Raw genomic sequence first — 17,636 nt, forward strand, 5'->3', positions numbered from 1 at the left:
TGCGCTCTCCACCGGCCGGGCCGACGGCGCGGCCGGTGGAGCACCCTGCGCGGTCGACTCGACGAGTCGAGCACCCGTGGTTGTCGTGCGCGTATCGACATTCGCATACGCCGCGGCAACGGCGACGGGTCTTGAGTGGGTCCATGAACCACGGAGCACCACTACCCGTGACTGACTCGTCGTCCAGAGGGAGCTCGTGATCATGGAACCTCATGCCGCACATCGCATCGGTCGGCGCAGACTGATCAGCTGGGGTGGGCTGGCCGCCGCGGGCGCTGCGGGGGCCGTCGTGCCACTGCTGCCCGCGGGGATCAGCCACGCCGCCCCCACGAGAGACGAACGGATCCCGCCGGACACCCTCCCCGGTGGGGCATACGACCGGTACGTGGCGCAGCTGGCCGCGTCGGGCAGGTTCTCCGGCGTGGTGCTCCTGTCCCACCGGGGTCGGACGGTGCTGTCGCGCAGCTACGGCATGGCGGACAGGGAGAAGGGGACCCGCAACCACCAGGGGACCGCGTTCACCCTCTCCTCGGCGAGCCAGCCCTTCCTGTCGGTAGCCGTCCTGCAGTTGCTGCAACAGCGCGAGCTGAGCCTGTCGGACCCGGTCGGCAGATACCTGAGCGGCGTCGCCAGCGGCATCGCCGACACGGTGACCATCCACCACCTGCTCACGAACACCTCGGGGATGGACGCCCCCATGCCCGACTGGCAACGCACCTTCCACAGCCGGGCAGAGGTGCGCGAGTACCACGAGCAGTGGGTCCGGCAGGCGACGCTGGTGGGTGTGCCGGGAGCGGGGTCCAACGGCCACCTGCCCGGCGCCGGCGTCGGCCTGGCCATGGCCGCGCAGATCGTGGAGGTCATCTCCGGCACGACGTTCTGGGACTACGTCCACGAGAACGTCTTCCGGCGCTGCCGCATGCGCGGCTCGGCGTTCTACACCAGGGACCAGTGGCTCACCGACCCGCACCTCGCGCACCCGTACCTGCGGCAGGCCGACGGCAGCCCGGTGGACGCCGTCCGCAACCTGGACATCGGCAGCGTCGACCCGAACATTCGCGGAAGGAACCCCGCTCGCGGCTTCATCGGGTACGCCTCGGGCGACGCTTTCGCCACCGCGCCGGACCTGGTGCGGTTCGCCGAAGCGCTGCGCGACGGCACGGTGCTGCGGCGGCCCTACGCCGACCTGTTCACCGGAGCCAAACTTCCCGGCCCGGAACCCACGTCGTTCGACGGATACACCATGCCGGTCAGCGTCACCAACGGCCAGTGGGTCATCGGACGCGGCGGCTCCGGCGGTGGTGGCGGCGCCGACTGGAGCATCTACCCGGACACCGGTTGGGTCGGCGTGGTGCTCAGCAACGACGACAACGCGCCCCTGCTCGACATCCTCCTGCGCGAGCAGGCCGCCATCACGGGCGCACCGATCGACCCGCCCGGCGGCGGCTGACCCCGGGATGTCGCCCGGCCGGCGGTGGGGACCCTTCCGGGCGACGTAGGTGGCAGGCCGCCCCGGCCCGGCGGCGCGCGTACCTCCGCCGAGGTGACGCGCTGCCGGGCAGTCACCGCCTGATGTCGTTGCGAGTTGTCAGCCGGACTCCGGACGGCCGGGACACCTCGTAGGCTGAGCGCAGACGTGACGGGCAGGAGTCCGAGATGACCGAGACGACGGCGGCCGAGGTGCTGGCCGAGCTGGCCGAGCTGCGGGATGCGAAGACGCGCGAGGTGAACCAGCGGCACGGCGACGACCACGGCGTCAATCTCGGCAAGCTGCGCGCGGTGGCGAAACGGCTGAAGACGCAGCAGCACCTCGCCCAGCAGCTCTGGGACACGCAGGACAGCGCGGCGAGACTGCTGGCGATCCTGATCTGCCGTCCGAAGGCGTTCGGACGGGACCAGTTGGACATCATGCTGCGAGACGCCCGCACTCCCAAGGTGCACGACTGGCTCGTCACCCACGTGGTGCGCAAGAGCCCGCACGCCGAGGTGCTGCGCCTGACCTGGTCCGCCGATCCGGACCCGGTCGTCGCGAGCGCCGGCTGGGCGTTGACCACCGAACGCGTGGCGAAGACCCCCGAGGGCCTCGACCTGGCCCGACTGCTGGACGTCATCGAGGCGGAACTGACCAGCGCGCCGGACCGCTTGCAGTGGGCGATGAACCACTGCCTGGCGCAGATCGGGATCAGCCACGCCGAGCACCGCGCCCGCGCGATCGACATCGGCGAGCGCCTGGCGGTGCTCAAGGACTACCCGACCGCGCCGGGCTGCACATCTCCGTACGCGCCCGTCTGGATCACCGAGATGGTGCGGCGCGCACGACCTGCCGATGAGCGGCCGGTGAAACCGACCGTGTGACCTGATGCCGATCAACGGTCGCCGTCTGCGTGATGTGGACGCCCCGCAACCGCCGGGCGGCGGGCGGCCCTCCGACCGCTTCCGTGCTCGACGAGCTGCCCACCGCAGCCGGCACGTCCGGTGTCAGTGCGGCGGCTGCCGCCGGTGCTGTCGCATTTCCCAGGCCGGCTGCGAGGGCTCGTCGTTGTGTACGACGACGTCAGCCCGATCGGTCGGGCGGACACCACGGCCGTAGAGCCGTTGGGCGGGTAGGTAACGCTCACGCCAGCGCCGCTCGACGTCGGCCCGGGGTGACCCCTCCCGGGCCACGGCACGCTCCACGGTGATCCGGTACGCCGTGGAGACGAAGACGCGCAGCTCCCAGCGGTCGATCAGCTCCGGACGCAGGAGGAAGACGCCGTCGAAGAGCAGTACGGCATCGGCCCGTGCGGTGCTGACCGGCGGGGACACCACGGCGTCGCTCGCGCGGTCGTAGGCCAGGCACCGGAAATGCCGATCTCCCGATGGGCCGAGCGGATCCAGCAGGACCCGGTTGAGCGCCTCGGTGTCGTGCGCGTCCAGATAGCAGCCCTCGGCCGAATACTCGCCGCGCCGATACCGGCGGGCCCGCGGGAAAAGGAAGTCGTCGATCGTCGCCCGGACGACGTCTCGGCCCTGCTGACGCAGGACGACGGCCAACTCGTCCGCGAGGGTGGTCTTGCCACCGGCGGGCGGCCCGTCGACGGCGACCCGCGTCGGGTGGGCCACGACGATGGACCCGACCGCCTCCGCCAGGCGGCCGAGCAGCTCGTCACGGGTGCCGTGCTCCATGTGCCGTCGCGTCCCGTTCTCCCGAGGCTCGCCGTGTCGCGCCGACCCTATGCCCGGCCGTCCGCCCGCGCACGACCCCTCGCGTACGCCCGCCGTCCGCCGCCCGCACGATCGCCGCGAAGCCCTTGCCCGGGAGGGGGAGTGGGCCTACCGTGCATTGATGATCCTCAGTGGCGAGTCGCGGCCCGACCCGTCGCGGCAAGGCGAGCAGCGCGACGTGCGGCCCGAGGATCTCGACGGCATCGCCTATCTGCGGAGACTGTCGAGGCGGGGCCTGCTCACCGGTGCCGCCGTGGCGGCGTCCGGGCTGTCGGCCGCCTTCGCGCTGCTGCCCGAATCCGCGCGGGCCGTCGGTAGCTACCAGCGGCCGTGCGGCAACGTCGGGATCTCCAGCTCGTGGCAGGACCACCGGAACCGGACGCCACCCTCGGCCGAGCCGGGGACCGACTACGCGGTCGGCACCGGTACCCCGGTCATGGCCGCGGCGAACGGCACGATCCGTCTCGTCAAGACCGACACCTCGGCGGCGACCGGGCGCGTCGTGGGGATGGCCCATGACGACGGCAACTACACCCGGCACCTGCACCTGTCCGCGATCGCCGTGTCCACCGGTCAACGGGTGTCGCGCGGTCAGACGATCGCCTACTCCGGCGCCTCGGCCAACGGCAGCGACTCCGGTGTCGGACCGCACGTGCACACCAGTCTCTGGCTGAACACCGCCGGCCCGACGAACTACGCCGCGACGGTCGACTTCGAGACCTACGTCGGCGACGTCACCGACCCGAACCCGCCCGACCAGGAGGTGGACGACGTGTTCATCGCGAACGTCAAAGGCAGCTGGTACCTGATCGTCCCGCAGGGCTCGGGCAAGCCCCGGGCCGTGGTCCTCGGCGGCGACAGCAACGCCGCCGCCTCCGGCATCCCCGTGCTGAACTTCAGCTGGGATCCGTCGATCAACGCGCTCCGGGCCGCCGTCGACGGCATCGCGTGACAGGCCCGCGACGACCTACGCGCGGAACCAGGACAGCTCCGCGGCGGGCACCTCGTCCAGGCGCCCCTCGCGGACCTGCCACATCACCGCTGGCTCGCGATCGTCGAGGGTCACGAGGAACATCCCCCGCGGCCTGTCGTTGTCGTCGTCGACCGGCGGCAGCACCGCCAGCTGTGCGACCTGGTCACGGAGCCACGGCAGCTCGCTCTGCCGGAGATCACCGCCGTAGAACAGGTACAACGTCCAGTTGAACGGTTTCGGCGGGAACGCCCAGCCGCCCGAGTACAGCTCGTCGCGGCTGCGTTCGATCACCTGCTCGGCGGCGGACCGCTGGGCGAAGTCGATCTCGAGCCACCCCCGGACCGATGCGTACCTCCCCATGGCCCGCACCCTAGCGGGGCGGCGCCGCGCGACGCCCGGCGGCGGTCCGAGGACCGCCGGAGCGGCTGTCATGGCGCGTCGGTAGGTCCGATGCCGCTCCTGAGCCGGCGGATTTCGGCGACCAAGCGCGGAATGTCCTCGCGGGCGTGGGCGATGAACAGGGCGTTCTCGTCCCAGCGCTCGTCGGCGCAGTCGACGTAGCGGTGGGGGAACTGCACGAGGGTGGCGGCGACCAGCTCGCCGGCGGCGAATTTCGGCCACCTCGAATCACGACCGGTGTCGGGTGTGGTGCCGACCGCGACCAGGTTGGCGGCGTGGTCGTCGTCGAGCAGGCGTACGTGCCAGGGGCCGGGAGTCGCGGCGGCGGCCCGCTCCTCGATGGCCGCCAGCTCGTCCTCGGTGAGGGCGTCGTCCGGGTGATGCACGCTGCCACCTTCCGGTAGGGCACGGATCTCAGCTGATCGTCGTCGCGGGCCGGTGGGCGACCATCGGGGCGAGTCCGAGGTCGGCGAGCGCGGCCGCGCCCCGCTCGGCGTGGCCGCCACCGGCGAACACCAGGGTCCGCGCCCACTGGTAGCGGCAGCCGGCGGCGTCGAACGCGTCCGCCGTGGCGAGCAGGGCCGCCCGGTCGCCGTCGAGCAGGGCCTCGGCGCGCTCCACCAGGGCATCGGCGACCGGGTTGCCGGCCACCACCGTCCGGGCCTCGGCCAGGCGCTCCCGCGCGTCGGCGCTCCCCGCGAGCACGGCGGCCTCGGCGCGCAGCGCGACGTACCAGTGAAGCCAGATCCAGGTGACCCACTTCCACACCTGGTCGGGCTCGGGTGCCAGCCGTTCCCGCGCCGCCGGTGCCTGCCCCTTGTGCAGCAGGACCAGCGCGTCGAAGACCGCCCCGCAGCCGTAGACGTGTGCGGTGGGGGTGCCGAGCTGCGTCAGGACGTCCCGCCACGCGCGGCGGGCCGGCTCGTCGTCCCGCAGGCCGTGGATCATCGCCACGCCGGCCGCGGCCGGCGCGAGGACCGACCGGGCGGGGCTGCCGGCCCGCTGCCATGCCTCCAGGAAGCGGACACCGCCGGCGAGCACGGCGTCCACGTCGCCCGCCAACGCGTCGGCCACCAGCAGCCAACTCGTGGCCCGGTGGCCGACCTCCGCCAGCAACGGATGGTCGGCGATCTGCCCCGCCCACCGGCGGGCGGCCGGCAGGTCGCCCGCGCCGAGGCTGGCCTCGGTGGCGTTGCCGAGCGCGTCGAGCAGCTCGTGGGTGCTGGCCGGGGACGGCGGCAGCGACGACAGCAGCTCGACCCGACGCCGGGCCGTGGCCGCGCTCGCGAACGTCTCACCGGACCAGGACCGGGCGCCGGTGAGCGCGTCGAGCGCGGCGGACTCGGCGAGCGGATCGCCGGTACGGTGCGCGAGGGCGACCGCCCGCTCGGCGCGCGCGATCGTCTCCGCCACGGCGTTGTCGGGTGGGCCCTGGGCGGCACCGAACGCGTCGGTGAGCACCCCGGCCTCGGCCAGCGCCACCGCGGCCAGCGCGGCCGGGTCGTCGCCGGCCAGCTCCCGCGCCTCGGTGACGAGCGCGACCACCTCCCGGGGTGACGGGACCCGTTCGAACTTGCTCCAGAACCGGTACGCGTTGGTGGCGGCCGTCGCCAGGTCGGCGGCGGCCCCGGCGGTGTCCCCGCCGCGCCGGGCGGCCCGCGCGGCGGCCCGGTGGCAGCGGTACATGTCGTCGCCGCGCATCCGGCAGCCGGCCACGGCGGCGGCGTGCCGGAACATCGACGCGGTGTCGGCGGGATCGTCGGCGAGGGCGGCCGCCTGCTCGTAGCGCAGCTGGGACTCGCCGATCAGGTTCCGGGTGAAGGTCAGCTCCGCCAGGTGCCGGGCCAGCCGGTACGCCTGCGTACGCCGCTCGGGCCGCTCGGCCGCCCAGGCCAGCGCGGCGCGCAGGTCGTCGGCCACCGGATCGAACCGGGTCCGCCAGTCGGCGCGCACCACCGACAGGTCGGCGACCTGCGCCAGGCACCAGCGCAGGTGCCGGGATCGGAGGTCGACCACCTCGTCGGCCTCGGTGAGCCGCTCCGTGCCGTACTGGCGGATGGTCTCCAGCACCCGGTACCGGGTGCCGCCCGGCGCGGCCGTCACCACCAGCAGGCTCTGTTCGGCGAGCCGGGCCAGCCCGTCGGCGACCAGCCCTTCCTCGACCCCGGCGACCTCCGCCGCCGCGGCGGCGGTGAACGGCGCCACGAACACCGCCACCCGGCGCAGCAGGGCGCGGTCGGCCGGCTCCAGCAGGGCGTGGCTCCAGTCCAGCGTCGCCCGCACCGACCGGTGCCGCTCGTCGGCCCGGGAGCCGCCGGTGAGCATCCGCAGCGGATGGGACAGGGCCGCGGTGATGCCGTCCAGTCCGAGCGTGGGACACCGGGCGGCGGCCAGCTCGATGGCCAGCGCCATGCCGTCCAGCCGCTCGCAGATCGCCGCGATCTGGTCGCGCAGGGCCGGATCCAGCGGCCGGCCGACCGCCGCCGCCCGCTGCCGGAACAACGCGACCGCGTCCGACTCACCGTCGACGGCCAGCGACAGCGGCGGCACCGGGTACACCCGCTCGTACGGCACCATCAGCCGGGCCCGGCTGGTCGCCAGCACCGTCAGACCCGGGCATCCCGCCAGCAGCCGTTCGAGGAACCGCGCCACCCCGTCCACCAGGTGTTCGCAGTTGTCCAGCACCAGCAGCGCGCGCCGGTCGGCCAGCGCGGCGACCACCGACCCGGTCAGGTCGCGGCCGGGCTGCTCGCCCAGGCCGAGCGCCCCGGCGACCGCGGTCGCGATCATGTCCGGGTCACCGACCGGCACCAGGTCGACGAACCACACCCCGTCCGGGTATCCACCCGCGGCGTCGGCGGCGACCGCCAGCGCGAGCCGGGTCTTGCCCACCCCGCCGGGGCCGACCGCGGTCACCTGTCGGTGTGCCCTGACCAGCGCGGTCAGGTCGGTCCGTTCGGTCGCACGGCCGACGAACGAGGTCAGCGGCGCCGGCAGGACCGGCGCGGCGTACGCCGCCCCGGCGCCGGCCGGCCCGGGCGCCCGCTGGGCGAGCGCCCGACGGTCCGGGACCTGGAGCTTGCGCAGCAGCGACGAGACGTGGGTCTCCACGGTACGTACCGAGATGAACAGCCGCGCCCCGATCTCGGCGTTGCTGAGATGCGCTCCGACCAGCGCGAGCACCTCGGCTTCCCGAGGGGAGACGTCGACCACCGCCTCATTCTGTCGTACGCCCCCACGGGTGCCGGTTCCGTGGCCGACTCCGTGGTCAGCACGGATCCGGGCCGTACCCGCCGGCGGGCAGGCTGTGGACACCGCATCGAACGGGACGCCGACGGCGACCCGCGACCCGAAGGAGTGACCATGGCCGGCTCTTCGCCCCTGGGCATCAGGACCGTGCTGCATCCGGTGTCGGACCTGCCGACCGCCACGGCGGTGTACGCGGCCCTGCTCGGCGTGCCGCCGACCACCGACTCGACCTACTACGTGGGCTTCGACGCCGCCGGCCAGCACGTCGGGCTGGTGCCGGGCGGGGGGCCGCAGGGCATGACCTCGCCGGTGACCTACTGGCACGTGCCGGACATCGAGGCGAAGCTGGCCGAGCTGAGCGCCGCCGGCGCCACCGTGACCGAGCCCGCGCACGAGGTCGGCGGCGACCGCCTGGTGGCCACCGTCGCCGACCCGGACGGCAACGTCCTCGGGCTCATCCAGGACCGCTGAGCGCCGTCGGCCGTCATCGGGACCGACCCGCTGCGGGCCACCCACGTACCTCCGTCCCGGCCCCGGCACGCCCGCCGCCGGCCGACCCTGTGAAAGGACCTGTCATGTCCACCATCGACCACGTCACGTTCGAGGTCTCCGACCCCACCGCCGCCGACGCCTTCTACCGCGCGGCCTTCGGCCTGGGCGACCGGGTACGCGTGCGCGCCGCGCCGGCGCCGACGACCGGTTTCCGCGGCTTCGCCATGTCGCTCGTGGTGTCCCAGCCGAGCACCGTGGACAGCCTCTTCGGCACCGCCCTCGACGGCGGGGCGACGACGCTGAAGCCGGCCGCCAGGAGCTTCTGGGGCTACGGCGGGGTGCTCCGCGATCCGTACGGCACGATCTGGAAGATCGCGTCGTCGGCGAAGAAGGACACCGCGCCCGCGCACCGGCGCGTCGACGACGTCGTGCTGCTGCTCGGCGCGACCGACGTCGCCGTGAGCCGGCAGTTCTACGTCGGACGCGGGCTGTCCGTGGCCAAGAGCTTCGGCCGCCGGTACGTCGAGTTCGCCACCTCGGGCATCACGCTGGCGATGTACGGCCGCCGGGCCGCCGCCAAGGACGTGGGGGTCCCGCCCGAGGGCACCGGGTCGCACCGGCTGGCCATCGGCGGCACCGCCGGAACCTTCACCGACCCGGACGGCTTCGCGTGGGAGGCCGTGCCCGGCCCGTACGCCGTGTCGACCGCACCGACCGGTGGCCTGGAGAGCGGCCGGTAGCACCTGGTCCCGCCGGATCCCTACCCCCGATCCGAGAAGGCGGCCCGCCGTGCCTCCCGGGCGGAGAAGGCCGCCGAGGCCGAGCGGGACGTGCTCGCGAAGATCGCCGAGCTGCCGGGGCCGGACCGGTTCATGGCCGAACGCCTGCACGCCGTCGTCACCGCCGCGGCCCCGGCCCTCGCCCCGAGACTGTGGTACGGGATGCCCGCGTACGCCCTCGACGGGAGGATCGTCTGCCACTTCCAGCCCGCGGCGAAGTTCAAGACCCGCTACGCGACGTTCGGGTTCAGCGACCAGGCCAAGCTGGACGAGGGCCGGATGTGGCCGGCCGCCTTCGCGCTGACCGAGGTGACCGCCGAGGTGCAGGCGCGCCTCGCTGCCCTGGTGAGACAGGCGGTGCGCTGAGCCGGACCCGCGCTCAGTCGCTGCCCGCCTGCTCCTCGGCCGGGTGCCGGATCGCCCGCAGCAACGCGGGCGGCAGCCGGCGACCCGCGCCGAGGATCTCCAGGCCGACGACCCGCCCATCGGCGTCGAGGTCCAGGTTGGACATGCCGTCGGCCGGGTCGAACGGCACCACCCGGCGCACCGCTGCCGCCGGGAGCGGGTGGTCGAGGTAGAGGTAGGCGGCATCGGCGTCGCTGTCGTAGCTGCAGACCAGCGGGACCCGGGTCTCGGTGTACATGGCCGCCAGGCTCGCACAGCGCCGGCGTACCGGGTTGCCCCGACCGGGCCGGGGTGCGATCATCACGACCATGATCGACAGAATCGAGCGCTCCGCCCGCCGGTGAGCGAGACCACCGGGCCTGACGCGCCCGGACCCCACCGCACCCTGTTCGCGTACGCCCTGCGGCTGCACCGGCAGTACCCGCACTCGCCCCTGCCACGCGACGGCAAACCGTATCCGGACGACGACCGCCACGGCCGCCAGTGGGGGCGCAAGTGGGACCGTCGGGACCAGCGGCTCGTCGGCGCCGACGTCGCCGCCATCCTCGACCGGCACTTCAGCCGACCCGACGCGCCGCCGCGCGACCTCGTCGACGCGTTCCACGACGTAGACGTGCCGATCCACCACAACCCGCACATCACCGCGGCGGCGCTGCGCGCCGACCGGCAGCGGGTCCGACAGACCGGCCGGTGGCTGGTGCGGCACAGCACGGACCGGTGCGCCGCCACCGTCGGCCTGGCGCTGCTCGCCACCGACTGGACGCCGGAGGACATCCCGCTGATCCAGACCATCGGCCTGCTCTCGAATTGGTTCGGGCCGTTGGCCGCCGAGGCGCTGCGCCGCCGCCACGACGGCGGGGAAGAAGCCTTGACGTGGCTGGCCCAGCGCGCCGCCGGCTGGGGCCGGGTCTACGTCATCGAGGCGCTCTGCGCGGGTGGCGCCAGCGCCGCACGGCAGTGGCTGCTGCGCCATGCCTGCGACGGCGACTACCTCAACGGCTACTTCGCCGGCCAGGTGGCCACCGCGGCCCACCTGCACGCGGCGATCGTCGCCGACGAGGTCGACGACGACCTTGTCGACCACACCGGACACCTGCTGAAGATCATGGCCGGGTGCGGCGGGATGGGTCTGACGCTCGAACACTATCCGCCGGCCCCGGCCGTCCTCGCCGCGCACGTCACCCACCTCGCCCGGCAGACGCCCACCGTCGGCAGGTACGTCGACGCGGCGACCATCGCCGACCAGTTGGCCGACCGGAGTCCGCAGCGGTCCGGATGCGGCACCGCGCAACGCGACGAGCTGGTACGGCGGTACCTCGCGGTGCTCGACCGGCAGGACTGGTGCGACACGGTCCGTGCCGGCCTCGATCAGAGCGACGAGTTCGTCGCCTGGTTCGTCGCGAACGTGGCCGCCCGACTGCGCCTGCGCGCGTTCGCCGACCCGACCGGCGACGACTGACGGACGCGGCGACCGGGTCGCCCACTACTCGAAGGTGAGGTCCTGGCTGCGGCGCGGCATCGACAGCACCGCGCCCAGCACCAGGGCCCCGAGCACCGCCAGCGCGACGAACACGTGGTGGGTCGCGTCGTACAGCGACGCGCGGACGTAGTCGGCCACCGCCGTGGGGGTGGCCTGGCGGTGCCCGCCCAGCACCAGGCTGGCGGCGTCCGCCTGCCGCGGCAGGTCGGCGGCGATCCGGGCCGGCGGGTGGGCGAACCGGTCGGCGAGGGTGGCGTTGGCGATCGCCCCGAAGACGGCGGCGCCGACCGCGCTGCCCAGCGACCGGCTGAACATGTTGGCGCCGGTGACCACGCCACGACGGTCCCACCCGACGACCGACTGCACGGCGACCAGCGTCGGGCTGGAGGTGAGCCCCAGCCCGACGCCGAGCACGAAGGCCGCGGCGGCGACCGCCCACACCGTCGAGCGCGGCCCCAACAGGGTGGTCAGCAGCGCGCCGCCGATCACGAAGCCGGCCCCGACGAGCGCGGTGTCGCGGAAGCCGATCCGCAGGTAGACCCGCCCGGCGAGGCTGGCCGACAGCGGCCAGCCGACCGTCATCGCCGCGAGCGCGAACCCGGCGACCAGCGCGCTGGTGCCGAGCACACCTTCGGCGTAGGTGGGCAGGTAGGAACTCAGGCCGATGGTGAGGGCGCCGACGCACAGGGCGGTGAGGCTGCCGCCGGCCAGGATCCGGCGTCCGAACACCCACAGCGGCAGCACCGGCTCGACGGCGCGGCGCTCCACGACGACGAACGCGGCCAGCGCCACCGCGCCGGTGACGAGGATCGACAGGCTGGGCGCGGACGCCCACGGCCACGCCACGCCTCCCTCGAGGAGCCCGAGGATGAGCAACCCGAAGCCGACGGTGAGCAGGACGGCGCCCGCGTAGTCCACCCGGTGCCGGTGGCGGGTGATCCGTTCGGTGAAGTGGCGGGCCAGCGCCCAGCACGCCACCGCCCCGAGCGGCAGGTTGAGGTAGAAGATCCACCGCCAGGACAGGTACTCGGAGAAGACCCCGCCGAGGGTGGGACCCAGCACCGCGGAGACGCCCCACACGCTGGCCAGGTAGCCCTGCACCCGGGCGCGTTCCTGCACCGTGTAGAGGTCACCGACGATGGTCATGCTCATCGGCTGCACCGCGCCCGCCCCGATGCCCTGCACGGCGCGGGCGACGATCAGCGCGGGCATGCTCCACGCGACGCCGCACAGGACCGAGCCGAGCAGGAACAGCGCGATGCCGAAGAACATGACGGGCTTGCGGCCCAGCGAGTCGGCGAACTTGCCGTAGATCGGCACCGTGACGGCCTGGGTCAGCAGGTAGATCGAGAACAGCCAGGGGAACTGGGAGAAGCCGCCGAGGTCGTGCACGATCGAGGGCACGGCGGTGGCGATGATCGTGGCGTCCAGGGCGACCAGGCTGGTGCTGAGCATGATCGCGGCGAGCACCGGGCCACGGTCGGAGCGGAAGCCGACGCCCGTCGCGGCCTGGTCGTCATCGGTCGGCGATGGTCCGTCACCGCCCGCGGTTGTCGCCACCATGCGCGTCACTCCTCCGGGTCCGGCGCTGTCGTCGCCCTGACCCGTCGGGCGGGTGCCCGGTGCGGCGGGTGCCGCGACGACCGCGACACCAGGGACCAGGCCGGGGCGGCCGCCGGAAGCGTCCCGTGGCGGACTATACGCCCCGGATTGCTCCCGAGCCCGCGACGGACGAGGACGGCTGCCCCGGTACGCAGGCGTACGCGCGCAGCGGCAGTCGACGGCGACCGGCGGTGCGCCCGTCCCGGGGCGAGCGGCCGGGGTGCTGCCCCTTGCGGGTAGGCATAGGTTTCGATACACAATGGTCGGTGCACTCAGCGCGCCGGAGCGACGACCGAGTGTGATTCGCCCAGACCGATGGAGGCACGTCCATGGCGTTGACCCCGGCGGCCGGCGGCTGTGGCGACTCGCCCGCGTCATCCGTGCCGATCCAGTCCCCGAGCCCGGTGAACGCCGAGGTCGAGTGGGACGGCTTCGACCCGCAGGCGTACGTCCGGCACAACTACGCGGACCTGCGCGCCGACGACCGGGAGCTGCTGCGCCGGACCCGGGACTTCTTCGCCGGGGCGCAGCTGGCCGAGGCCCGCTGCGTCGACGTCGGGTCGGGCGCCAACCTCTACCCGGCCCTGACGCTGCTGCCCTTCGCGCGCCGCGTCGACCTGTGCGAGTGGTCCACGTCCAACGTGCGCTGGCTGCGTACCCAGGTCGACGGCTACGACGCGCTCTGGGACCCGTACTGGCGGGTCTGCGCCGAGCACCCGGCGTACGCGGCGCTGCCCGATCCGCGCCGCCGGCTGGCGCAGGTCGGCCGGGTCTGCCGGACCAGCGTCTTCGACCTGCCGCAGCACGCGTGGGACGCGGGCACGATGTTCTTCGTGGCCTGCTCCATCTCGGCCGACCGGTCCGAGGCCGAGCACGCCGTGGCCCGGTTCCTGCGGGCGTTGCGCCCCGGCGCGCCCTTCGCGGTGGCGGTGATGCTCGGCTCGGCCGGGTACCGCGTCGGGCCGCGCTCCTTCCCGGCCGTGGCGCTGCGCCGCGCCGAGGTGGTGGCGGGCATCGCGGCCGGCGCGTACGACGTGACCGTCCACGAGGAGCACCCCCGGCCGCCGTTGCGCGACGGGTACCTGAGCATGCTGCTGGCCACCGGCCGGACCCGTGGCCGGCCCCGATGAGCACGGCGGTCGCCGGGGCCGTGGGGGAGGGCCGCGCCCCCGCCGACACGCGGCGGCAGCGCGTCTCCGGTCACCCTCGACCGGCCCGTTACCATGACATCGCACATCGGTGCCGGTCATCGTGGATCATCGTGCGCACGGCAACACCAGCGGTTCCGAGTCGGCGACTAGATGCAGACGGCGGTGGATCATGCGGATACAGCCGCGTCAGGAGATCCTCGACATCTGGCGGGCGACGGTGCGCAGTTGTTGGGACAGCGGTGAATGGCACTGGGGCGGTCGCAGCGGCAGCAATTCCATCAGTGACGCCGAGCAGTTGCTGGTCCTGCTCCTGCCCGCCGCCAAGGTCCCCGTGCTGTCGCTCGACGACCCGGACCGCGCCGACGACGAGGTGATCGACGCGCTCAGCCCCATCGGCGGCGCGATCGAGATCCCCCGCCGACTGGTCGGCGTCATGATCGACTACTTCCGCCGGTACACCGCCGAGGACGGCACCCCGATCTTCAGCGGGGGCAGTTACCTCACCCCGACCGAGGGCGGCCCGGAACTCAGCGAGGACCAACGCTCCCTGGACATCGTCGACTCGTTCGCGGTCTCCATCACCCTCACCCTGGCCACGATCGGTTTCGTCAAGGTCTACCGGCAGGCCACCCAGCGCAGGGACCTGCTGGCCCAGCTGGAGGAGCTGGAGGCGATGGCCGGCATCCGGCTCACCGCCGCCATGGTGGGCCTGCTGCGCAGCTTCAGCACCTTCGTCTTCACCTCCACCGACGAGTACGGCCGCCGGCTGGTCGACATGGTCAACCAGGACGAGCTGCCGCGCCGCGAACTCGTCACCGCGCTGCGCGAACAACTCCGCGACACCATGGCCAGCCTGCGCAGCGTGGTCATCGGGTCCGGCCGGGTCACCGAGGACCTCGACAACAGCGACATGCTCTTCGAGTGCGGCTGGTCCTGGGGCACCATCGCCGGCGCCGAGGCGGTCCCCACCACCGAGCCGATCGGCCGGCAACGCGAAGGATCCGCCGAGAACGCCCCCTACCTCTACTTCACCGTCATCGCGATGGACGCGATCGAGGACCTGAACTCCGAACGCACCCGCCTGCTCGGCCTGCTCACCGAGGAACAGCAGCGGCTGTCGCGGGCCCTGCAACTGCGCTGGGAGCTGACCCGGACCTACTGGGCGACGGTGGCGACCTTCGGCAACCGGCGGCGCTGGCCCATCGAGGACATCCCGTGGCGCACCACCGACGGCGACCGCACCGACTACTACACGCTCCAGGCGACGTCGCTGGCGGTCAAGGGACTGCTCGCCGTCGGACGCGGCGGCGACGAGGAACTCGGCCGCATCGCTGCGGTGCTGGTCGAACTCGCCCAGCGGGCCCGCGTCACCCGGCGCGCGTCGCCCGGTGAGCCGGCGCTGCTGGTGCACGCGCCCGGTAAGCGGGTCACCCTCAACGACAACACGTCCAAGCCGATCATGACGTGGAACGTCAACGAGTTCTCCACCGTGCTGCTGCAACGCGCCACCACCGTCGCCGGCCTGCTGAGCAACGCCCGTCGGCGCAGCGAACTGCTCGAACTGGCCGACGAGGTGTGGGACCACCTGCTGCTGCGCCGGATCCCCGACGGCCGGCACCGAGGGTTGTGGGACCACACCGGCGGCGCCTTCCCGGGGCTGGCACCCAAGCCGGAGGCGCCCTCCTGGTATCTGACCGAGCGGGTGGTGCACGCTCTGGTCAACGCCGGGCAGCTGCTCTGGGACCGGCCCTTCCCGCGCGCCGGCCGGCTCGCCGCGTACGCCCAGGACCTGATCGACGAGGCGGAGTACCTCTTCGACCGCGAGCTGATGCGCGGCACCTTCGCCGGCGACGCGATGCAGCGCAGCATGCGCAGCATCCGGGCCAGCCTGCGCCGGGCGCAGCTGCTGGTCGACGAGCGCCCGGGCACGGCCGCCGCCCTGGCGAACACGCTGCTGCTCCTGCTCAACGACGTCACCACCGGCCAGCAGAAAGCCAGCGAGGGGATCTGATGCTGGTCTTCGTCACGTCGCACAAGGGCGGCACCGGTCGTTCGGTGACCGCCGCGAACATCGCCTACCGCAGCGCGCTGTCCGGGCGCCCCACCTGCTACCTGGACTACGACTTCGGCTCGCCGACCGCCGGCATCACCTTCCAGATCCCGCAGGCGGTCAACGGGGTGGAGGGCGCCGGGCCCAACGGCGGCGGCCTGCACCGCTACCTTCGCGGCGAGATCCCGTTCCCCGAGCAGCTGGACGTCTGGGGCACCTCGGAACGGGCCAGCCTGCGCCAGCGCCCCATCGGGTCCGGCCCGCTGGTGCTGCTGCCCGGCCAGCGCAACGGCAGCGAGTTCGGCTTCACCAACGACATCGCCCGGCGCTGCGCCGAGCTCTTCCTGCGGCTGGAGGAGGAGTTCGACCTGACCCTGGTCGACCTCAGCGCCGGCCGCTCGTACGCCAGCCAGATCGCGCTGGCCGCCACCGCCACCCCCACCCTGCGCAAGGTGACCGCCCGCTGGCTGGTCTTCCACCGCTGGACGCCCCAGCACGTCACCGCCGCCGCCGACCTCGCCTTCGAGGCCGGCGGCATCCTCGCCATGGGCAAGGAGTACGGGCACGAGCCGGAGCGGCTGCGGGAGTCGCTGCGGTTCGTCCGCACCGCGGTGATCGACTCCCGGGGCCCCGAGGTCGGCCACCTCGACCTCGCGCAGCAGGCGTTCCTGCGCACGTGCGACACCGAACTGTCGGAACTGGCCCGCCGCCGTGGCGTCGGGCGCACCACGCTGCTCGGCGCGGTGCCGCTGGACCCGCTGTTGCAGTGGCGGGAACAGCTCATCTCGGACCACGACGTACAAGCCAAGATCGCGAACGTGAAGACAGTGGACGCCATCGTGGACCTGACCGAGAAGCTCTTCGACGAGACCGCATGGGAGACCGTGTGATCGACGTGGATGTCAGGTTCCAGGAGGCGGCTGCGGTGCGTCGAACAGAGAGCGTGGCGTACTCCCACCTGTCGGTCGAACTGGGGCACTTCTACGCGGAGGACTTCGGCGCCGGATGCCAGGACCTGCGGCGCCGGTTCGCGCGCATCGCCGACTGGTCGGCGGCGATCCCGGCCCTGGCCCGCCGGGGCGTCCCGGGGACGCGCCAGCCGCGGATCAGCACCTGCTTCATGGTGGACGACTACTTCCACCGGTTCGGCACGCCCCGCGAGGTGATCCCCCAGGTGCAGAGCGCCGCGGCGGAGCACGGCCTGGTGCTGGACTACGTGGCCCGCGAGTCCAGCTTCGCCCGGCACGGCGGCGTCGAGCTGGCCCAGATGGTGGTCGACACCCTGGTGGTCGAACCACCCCGGCACACCAACGGCAGCCGGCCCCCGCTCAGCGAGTCCGGCTGGCTGTCCAACGGGATGCGCTCACCCGGGTACGCGGACGCGCCCGCGATGACCCTGCCGCGCCCCTGGTCCCCGCCCGTGCAGTCCGGCGACCCCCGGCACTCCATCTTCGTCGACATCGAACTCTGGTCCGAGGAGCCGACCACCCGGGTGTGGGCCTGCGCGCTGCTCGCCTCGGTGTGGCAGATGACCCGGCTGGGCGTGCTGCGGCACCGTGGGCAGACCCTGGTGCAACCGAGCCCGCTGACCGGTGAGCTGCCCGCGGACTGGGACGCGCTGCCGGCGGTCGTACAGCTCAACCCGGCCGCCGCGCCGTTCTGCGCGTACCGCACGCTGACCCTGATGGACACCCAGTACCTGCCGGTCGAGCTGGCGGTACGCACCATCCTCGGGCAGGTGGCGGTGCCGCCGGCGGTCGCCCAGCAGGTCGCCCGGCGCGCCGGTGGCGAGGGCCTGCACCTGCCCAGTGAGCTGGTGGACCGGCTCAGCTACGTGTTCATCGGCGGGTGA

Annotated in this window: 17 protein-coding genes; 11 read left to right on the forward strand and 6 right to left on the reverse strand. The window is 73.3% G+C overall.

Annotated elements, in window-relative coordinates:
• The first annotated feature begins 289 nt into the window (after positions 1 to 289).
• Together GA0070611_RS03690 and GA0070611_RS03695 are read left to right on the forward strand one after the other, a co-directional pair.
• On the forward strand, positions 290 to 1,450 hold the full coding sequence (locus GA0070611_RS03690; protein ID WP_231921313.1) for a serine hydrolase domain-containing protein: 1,161 nt from the start codon (positions 290 to 292) through the stop codon (positions 1,448 to 1,450).
• A 206-nt stretch (positions 1,451 to 1,656) separates the two neighbouring features.
• Positions 1,657 to 2,355, forward strand: a complete 699-nt coding sequence (locus GA0070611_RS03695; RefSeq protein ID WP_091657397.1) for a DNA alkylation repair protein — start codon at positions 1,657 to 1,659, stop codon at positions 2,353 to 2,355.
• A gap of 123 nt (positions 2,356 to 2,478) precedes the next feature.
• Here GA0070611_RS03695 and GA0070611_RS03700 read toward each other — a convergent pair whose 3' ends face one another.
• Positions 2,479 to 3,165 (reverse strand): nucleoside/nucleotide kinase family protein, encoded by a 687-nt coding sequence (locus GA0070611_RS03700; protein ID WP_091672409.1) that lies wholly within the window; start codon positions 3,163 to 3,165, stop codon positions 2,479 to 2,481.
• 160 nt (positions 3,166 to 3,325) lie between these two features.
• Here GA0070611_RS03700 and GA0070611_RS03705 point away from each other — a divergent pair, with 160 nt between their 5' ends.
• Positions 3,326 to 4,156, forward strand: coding sequence for a M23 family metallopeptidase (locus tag GA0070611_RS03705; RefSeq protein WP_157740197.1), 831 nt, complete (start codon positions 3,326 to 3,328; stop codon positions 4,154 to 4,156).
• A gap of 15 nt (positions 4,157 to 4,171) precedes the next feature.
• Here the strand turns inward: GA0070611_RS03705 and GA0070611_RS03710 are convergent, their stop codons facing one another.
• From GA0070611_RS03710 to GA0070611_RS03720, 3 genes are all read right to left on the reverse strand, one after another.
• Positions 4,172 to 4,537, reverse strand: coding sequence for a hypothetical protein (locus tag GA0070611_RS03710; RefSeq protein WP_091672411.1), 366 nt, complete (start codon positions 4,535 to 4,537; stop codon positions 4,172 to 4,174).
• A gap of 68 nt (positions 4,538 to 4,605) precedes the next feature.
• Positions 4,606 to 4,962, reverse strand: coding sequence for a hypothetical protein (locus GA0070611_RS03715; RefSeq protein WP_091657404.1), 357 nt, complete (start codon positions 4,960 to 4,962; stop codon positions 4,606 to 4,608).
• Positions 4,963 to 4,990: 28 nt separating this feature from the next.
• Positions 4,991 to 7,789 carry an ATP-binding protein gene (locus tag GA0070611_RS03720; RefSeq protein ID WP_231921314.1) on the reverse strand — a complete coding sequence of 933 codons (2,799 nt, stop codon included), beginning with the start codon at positions 7,787 to 7,789 and terminating at the stop codon, positions 4,991 to 4,993.
• 150 nt (positions 7,790 to 7,939) lie between these two features.
• Between GA0070611_RS03720 and GA0070611_RS03725 the strand changes: the two genes are divergently transcribed.
• From GA0070611_RS03725 to GA0070611_RS03735, 3 genes are all read left to right on the forward strand, one after another.
• Positions 7,940 to 8,296: a VOC family protein gene (locus tag GA0070611_RS03725; RefSeq protein ID WP_091672414.1), complete on the forward strand. Its 357-nt coding sequence runs from the start codon at positions 7,940 to 7,942 to the stop codon at positions 8,294 to 8,296.
• A gap of 104 nt (positions 8,297 to 8,400) precedes the next feature.
• Positions 8,401 to 9,057 (forward strand): VOC family protein, encoded by a 657-nt coding sequence (locus tag GA0070611_RS03730; RefSeq protein ID WP_091657411.1) that lies wholly within the window; start codon positions 8,401 to 8,403, stop codon positions 9,055 to 9,057.
• Between the two features lie 90 nt (positions 9,058 to 9,147).
• Positions 9,148 to 9,462 (forward strand): DUF1801 domain-containing protein, encoded by a 315-nt coding sequence (locus GA0070611_RS03735; protein ID WP_231921315.1) that lies wholly within the window; start codon positions 9,148 to 9,150, stop codon positions 9,460 to 9,462.
• A 13-nt stretch (positions 9,463 to 9,475) separates the two neighbouring features.
• Here the strand turns inward: GA0070611_RS03735 and GA0070611_RS03740 are convergent, their stop codons facing one another.
• The gene (locus GA0070611_RS03740; RefSeq protein WP_197675846.1) at positions 9,476 to 9,802 is read right to left on the reverse strand and encodes a DUF2283 domain-containing protein; all 327 of its coding nucleotides are present in this window, start codon (positions 9,800 to 9,802) and stop codon (positions 9,476 to 9,478) included.
• A gap of 39 nt (positions 9,803 to 9,841) precedes the next feature.
• Between GA0070611_RS03740 and GA0070611_RS03745 the strand changes: the two genes are divergently transcribed.
• Positions 9,842 to 10,960, forward strand: coding sequence for a hypothetical protein (locus GA0070611_RS03745; protein ID WP_231921316.1), 1,119 nt, complete (start codon positions 9,842 to 9,844; stop codon positions 10,958 to 10,960).
• 24 nt (positions 10,961 to 10,984) lie between these two features.
• On the opposite strand, the gene GA0070611_RS03750 is transcribed toward GA0070611_RS03745, so the two are convergent.
• On the reverse strand, positions 10,985 to 12,544 hold the full coding sequence (locus tag GA0070611_RS03750) for an MDR family MFS transporter (protein WP_091657414.1): 1,560 nt from the start codon (positions 12,542 to 12,544) through the stop codon (positions 10,985 to 10,987).
• Positions 12,545 to 12,912: 368 nt separating this feature from the next.
• Between GA0070611_RS03750 and GA0070611_RS03755 the strand changes: the two genes are divergently transcribed.
• The 4 genes from GA0070611_RS03755 to GA0070611_RS03770 all read left to right on the forward strand — a co-directional run bounded on the left by GA0070611_RS03755 (position 12,913) and on the right by GA0070611_RS03770 (position 17,636).
• Entirely contained in the window at positions 12,913 to 13,713 is an 801-nt protein-coding gene (locus tag GA0070611_RS03755; RefSeq protein WP_091657417.1) for an SCO2525 family SAM-dependent methyltransferase, read from the forward strand.
• A 190-nt stretch (positions 13,714 to 13,903) separates the two neighbouring features.
• Entirely contained in the window at positions 13,904 to 15,745 is a 1,842-nt protein-coding gene (locus GA0070611_RS03760; RefSeq protein WP_091657421.1) for an SCO2524 family protein, read from the forward strand.
• Complete coding sequence (locus GA0070611_RS03765) at positions 15,745 to 16,674, forward strand: SCO2523 family variant P-loop protein (protein ID WP_091657424.1); 930 nt, start codon at positions 15,745 to 15,747, stop codon at positions 16,672 to 16,674. Before GA0070611_RS03760 ends, GA0070611_RS03765 begins: the two co-directional genes overlap by 1 nt.
• Positions 16,659 to 17,636, forward strand: a complete 978-nt coding sequence (locus tag GA0070611_RS03770) for an SCO2522 family protein (protein WP_231921317.1) — start codon at positions 16,659 to 16,661, stop codon at positions 17,634 to 17,636. The genes GA0070611_RS03765 and GA0070611_RS03770 overlap by 16 nt, the downstream gene beginning before the upstream one ends.

The sequence above is a fragment of the Micromonospora auratinigra genome (genome assembly GCF_900089595.1).
Taxonomy (GTDB): domain Bacteria; phylum Actinomycetota; class Actinomycetes; order Mycobacteriales; family Micromonosporaceae; genus Micromonospora; species Micromonospora auratinigra.

Coding starts and splice junctions, on each gene's coding strand:
- GA0070611_RS03695 (WP_091657397.1), top strand. CDS start 1,657: ATGACCGAGACGACGGCGGCCGAGGTGCTGGCCGAGCTGGCCGAGCTG.
- GA0070611_RS03700 (WP_091672409.1), bottom strand. CDS start 3,165: ATGGAGCACGGCACCCGTGACGAGCTGCTCGGCCGCCTGGCGGAGGCG.
- GA0070611_RS03705 (WP_157740197.1), top strand. CDS start 3,326: ATGATCCTCAGTGGCGAGTCGCGGCCCGACCCGTCGCGGCAAGGCGAG.
- GA0070611_RS03710 (WP_091672411.1), bottom strand. CDS start 4,537: ATGGGGAGGTACGCATCGGTCCGGGGGTGGCTCGAGATCGACTTCGCC.
- GA0070611_RS03725 (WP_091672414.1), top strand. CDS start 7,940: ATGGCCGGCTCTTCGCCCCTGGGCATCAGGACCGTGCTGCATCCGGTG.
- GA0070611_RS03730 (WP_091657411.1), top strand. CDS start 8,401: ATGTCCACCATCGACCACGTCACGTTCGAGGTCTCCGACCCCACCGCC.
- GA0070611_RS03740 (WP_197675846.1), bottom strand. CDS start 9,802: ATGATCGCACCCCGGCCCGGTCGGGGCAACCCGGTACGCCGGCGCTGT.
- GA0070611_RS03750 (WP_091657414.1), bottom strand. CDS start 12,544: ATGGTGGCGACAACCGCGGGCGGTGACGGACCATCGCCGACCGATGAC.
- GA0070611_RS03755 (WP_091657417.1), top strand. CDS start 12,913: ATGGCGTTGACCCCGGCGGCCGGCGGCTGTGGCGACTCGCCCGCGTCA.
- GA0070611_RS03760 (WP_091657421.1), top strand. CDS start 13,904: ATGCGGATACAGCCGCGTCAGGAGATCCTCGACATCTGGCGGGCGACG.
- GA0070611_RS03765 (WP_091657424.1), top strand. CDS start 15,745: ATGCTGGTCTTCGTCACGTCGCACAAGGGCGGCACCGGTCGTTCGGTG.
- GA0070611_RS03770 (WP_231921317.1), top strand. CDS start 16,659: ATGGGAGACCGTGTGATCGACGTGGATGTCAGGTTCCAGGAGGCGGCT.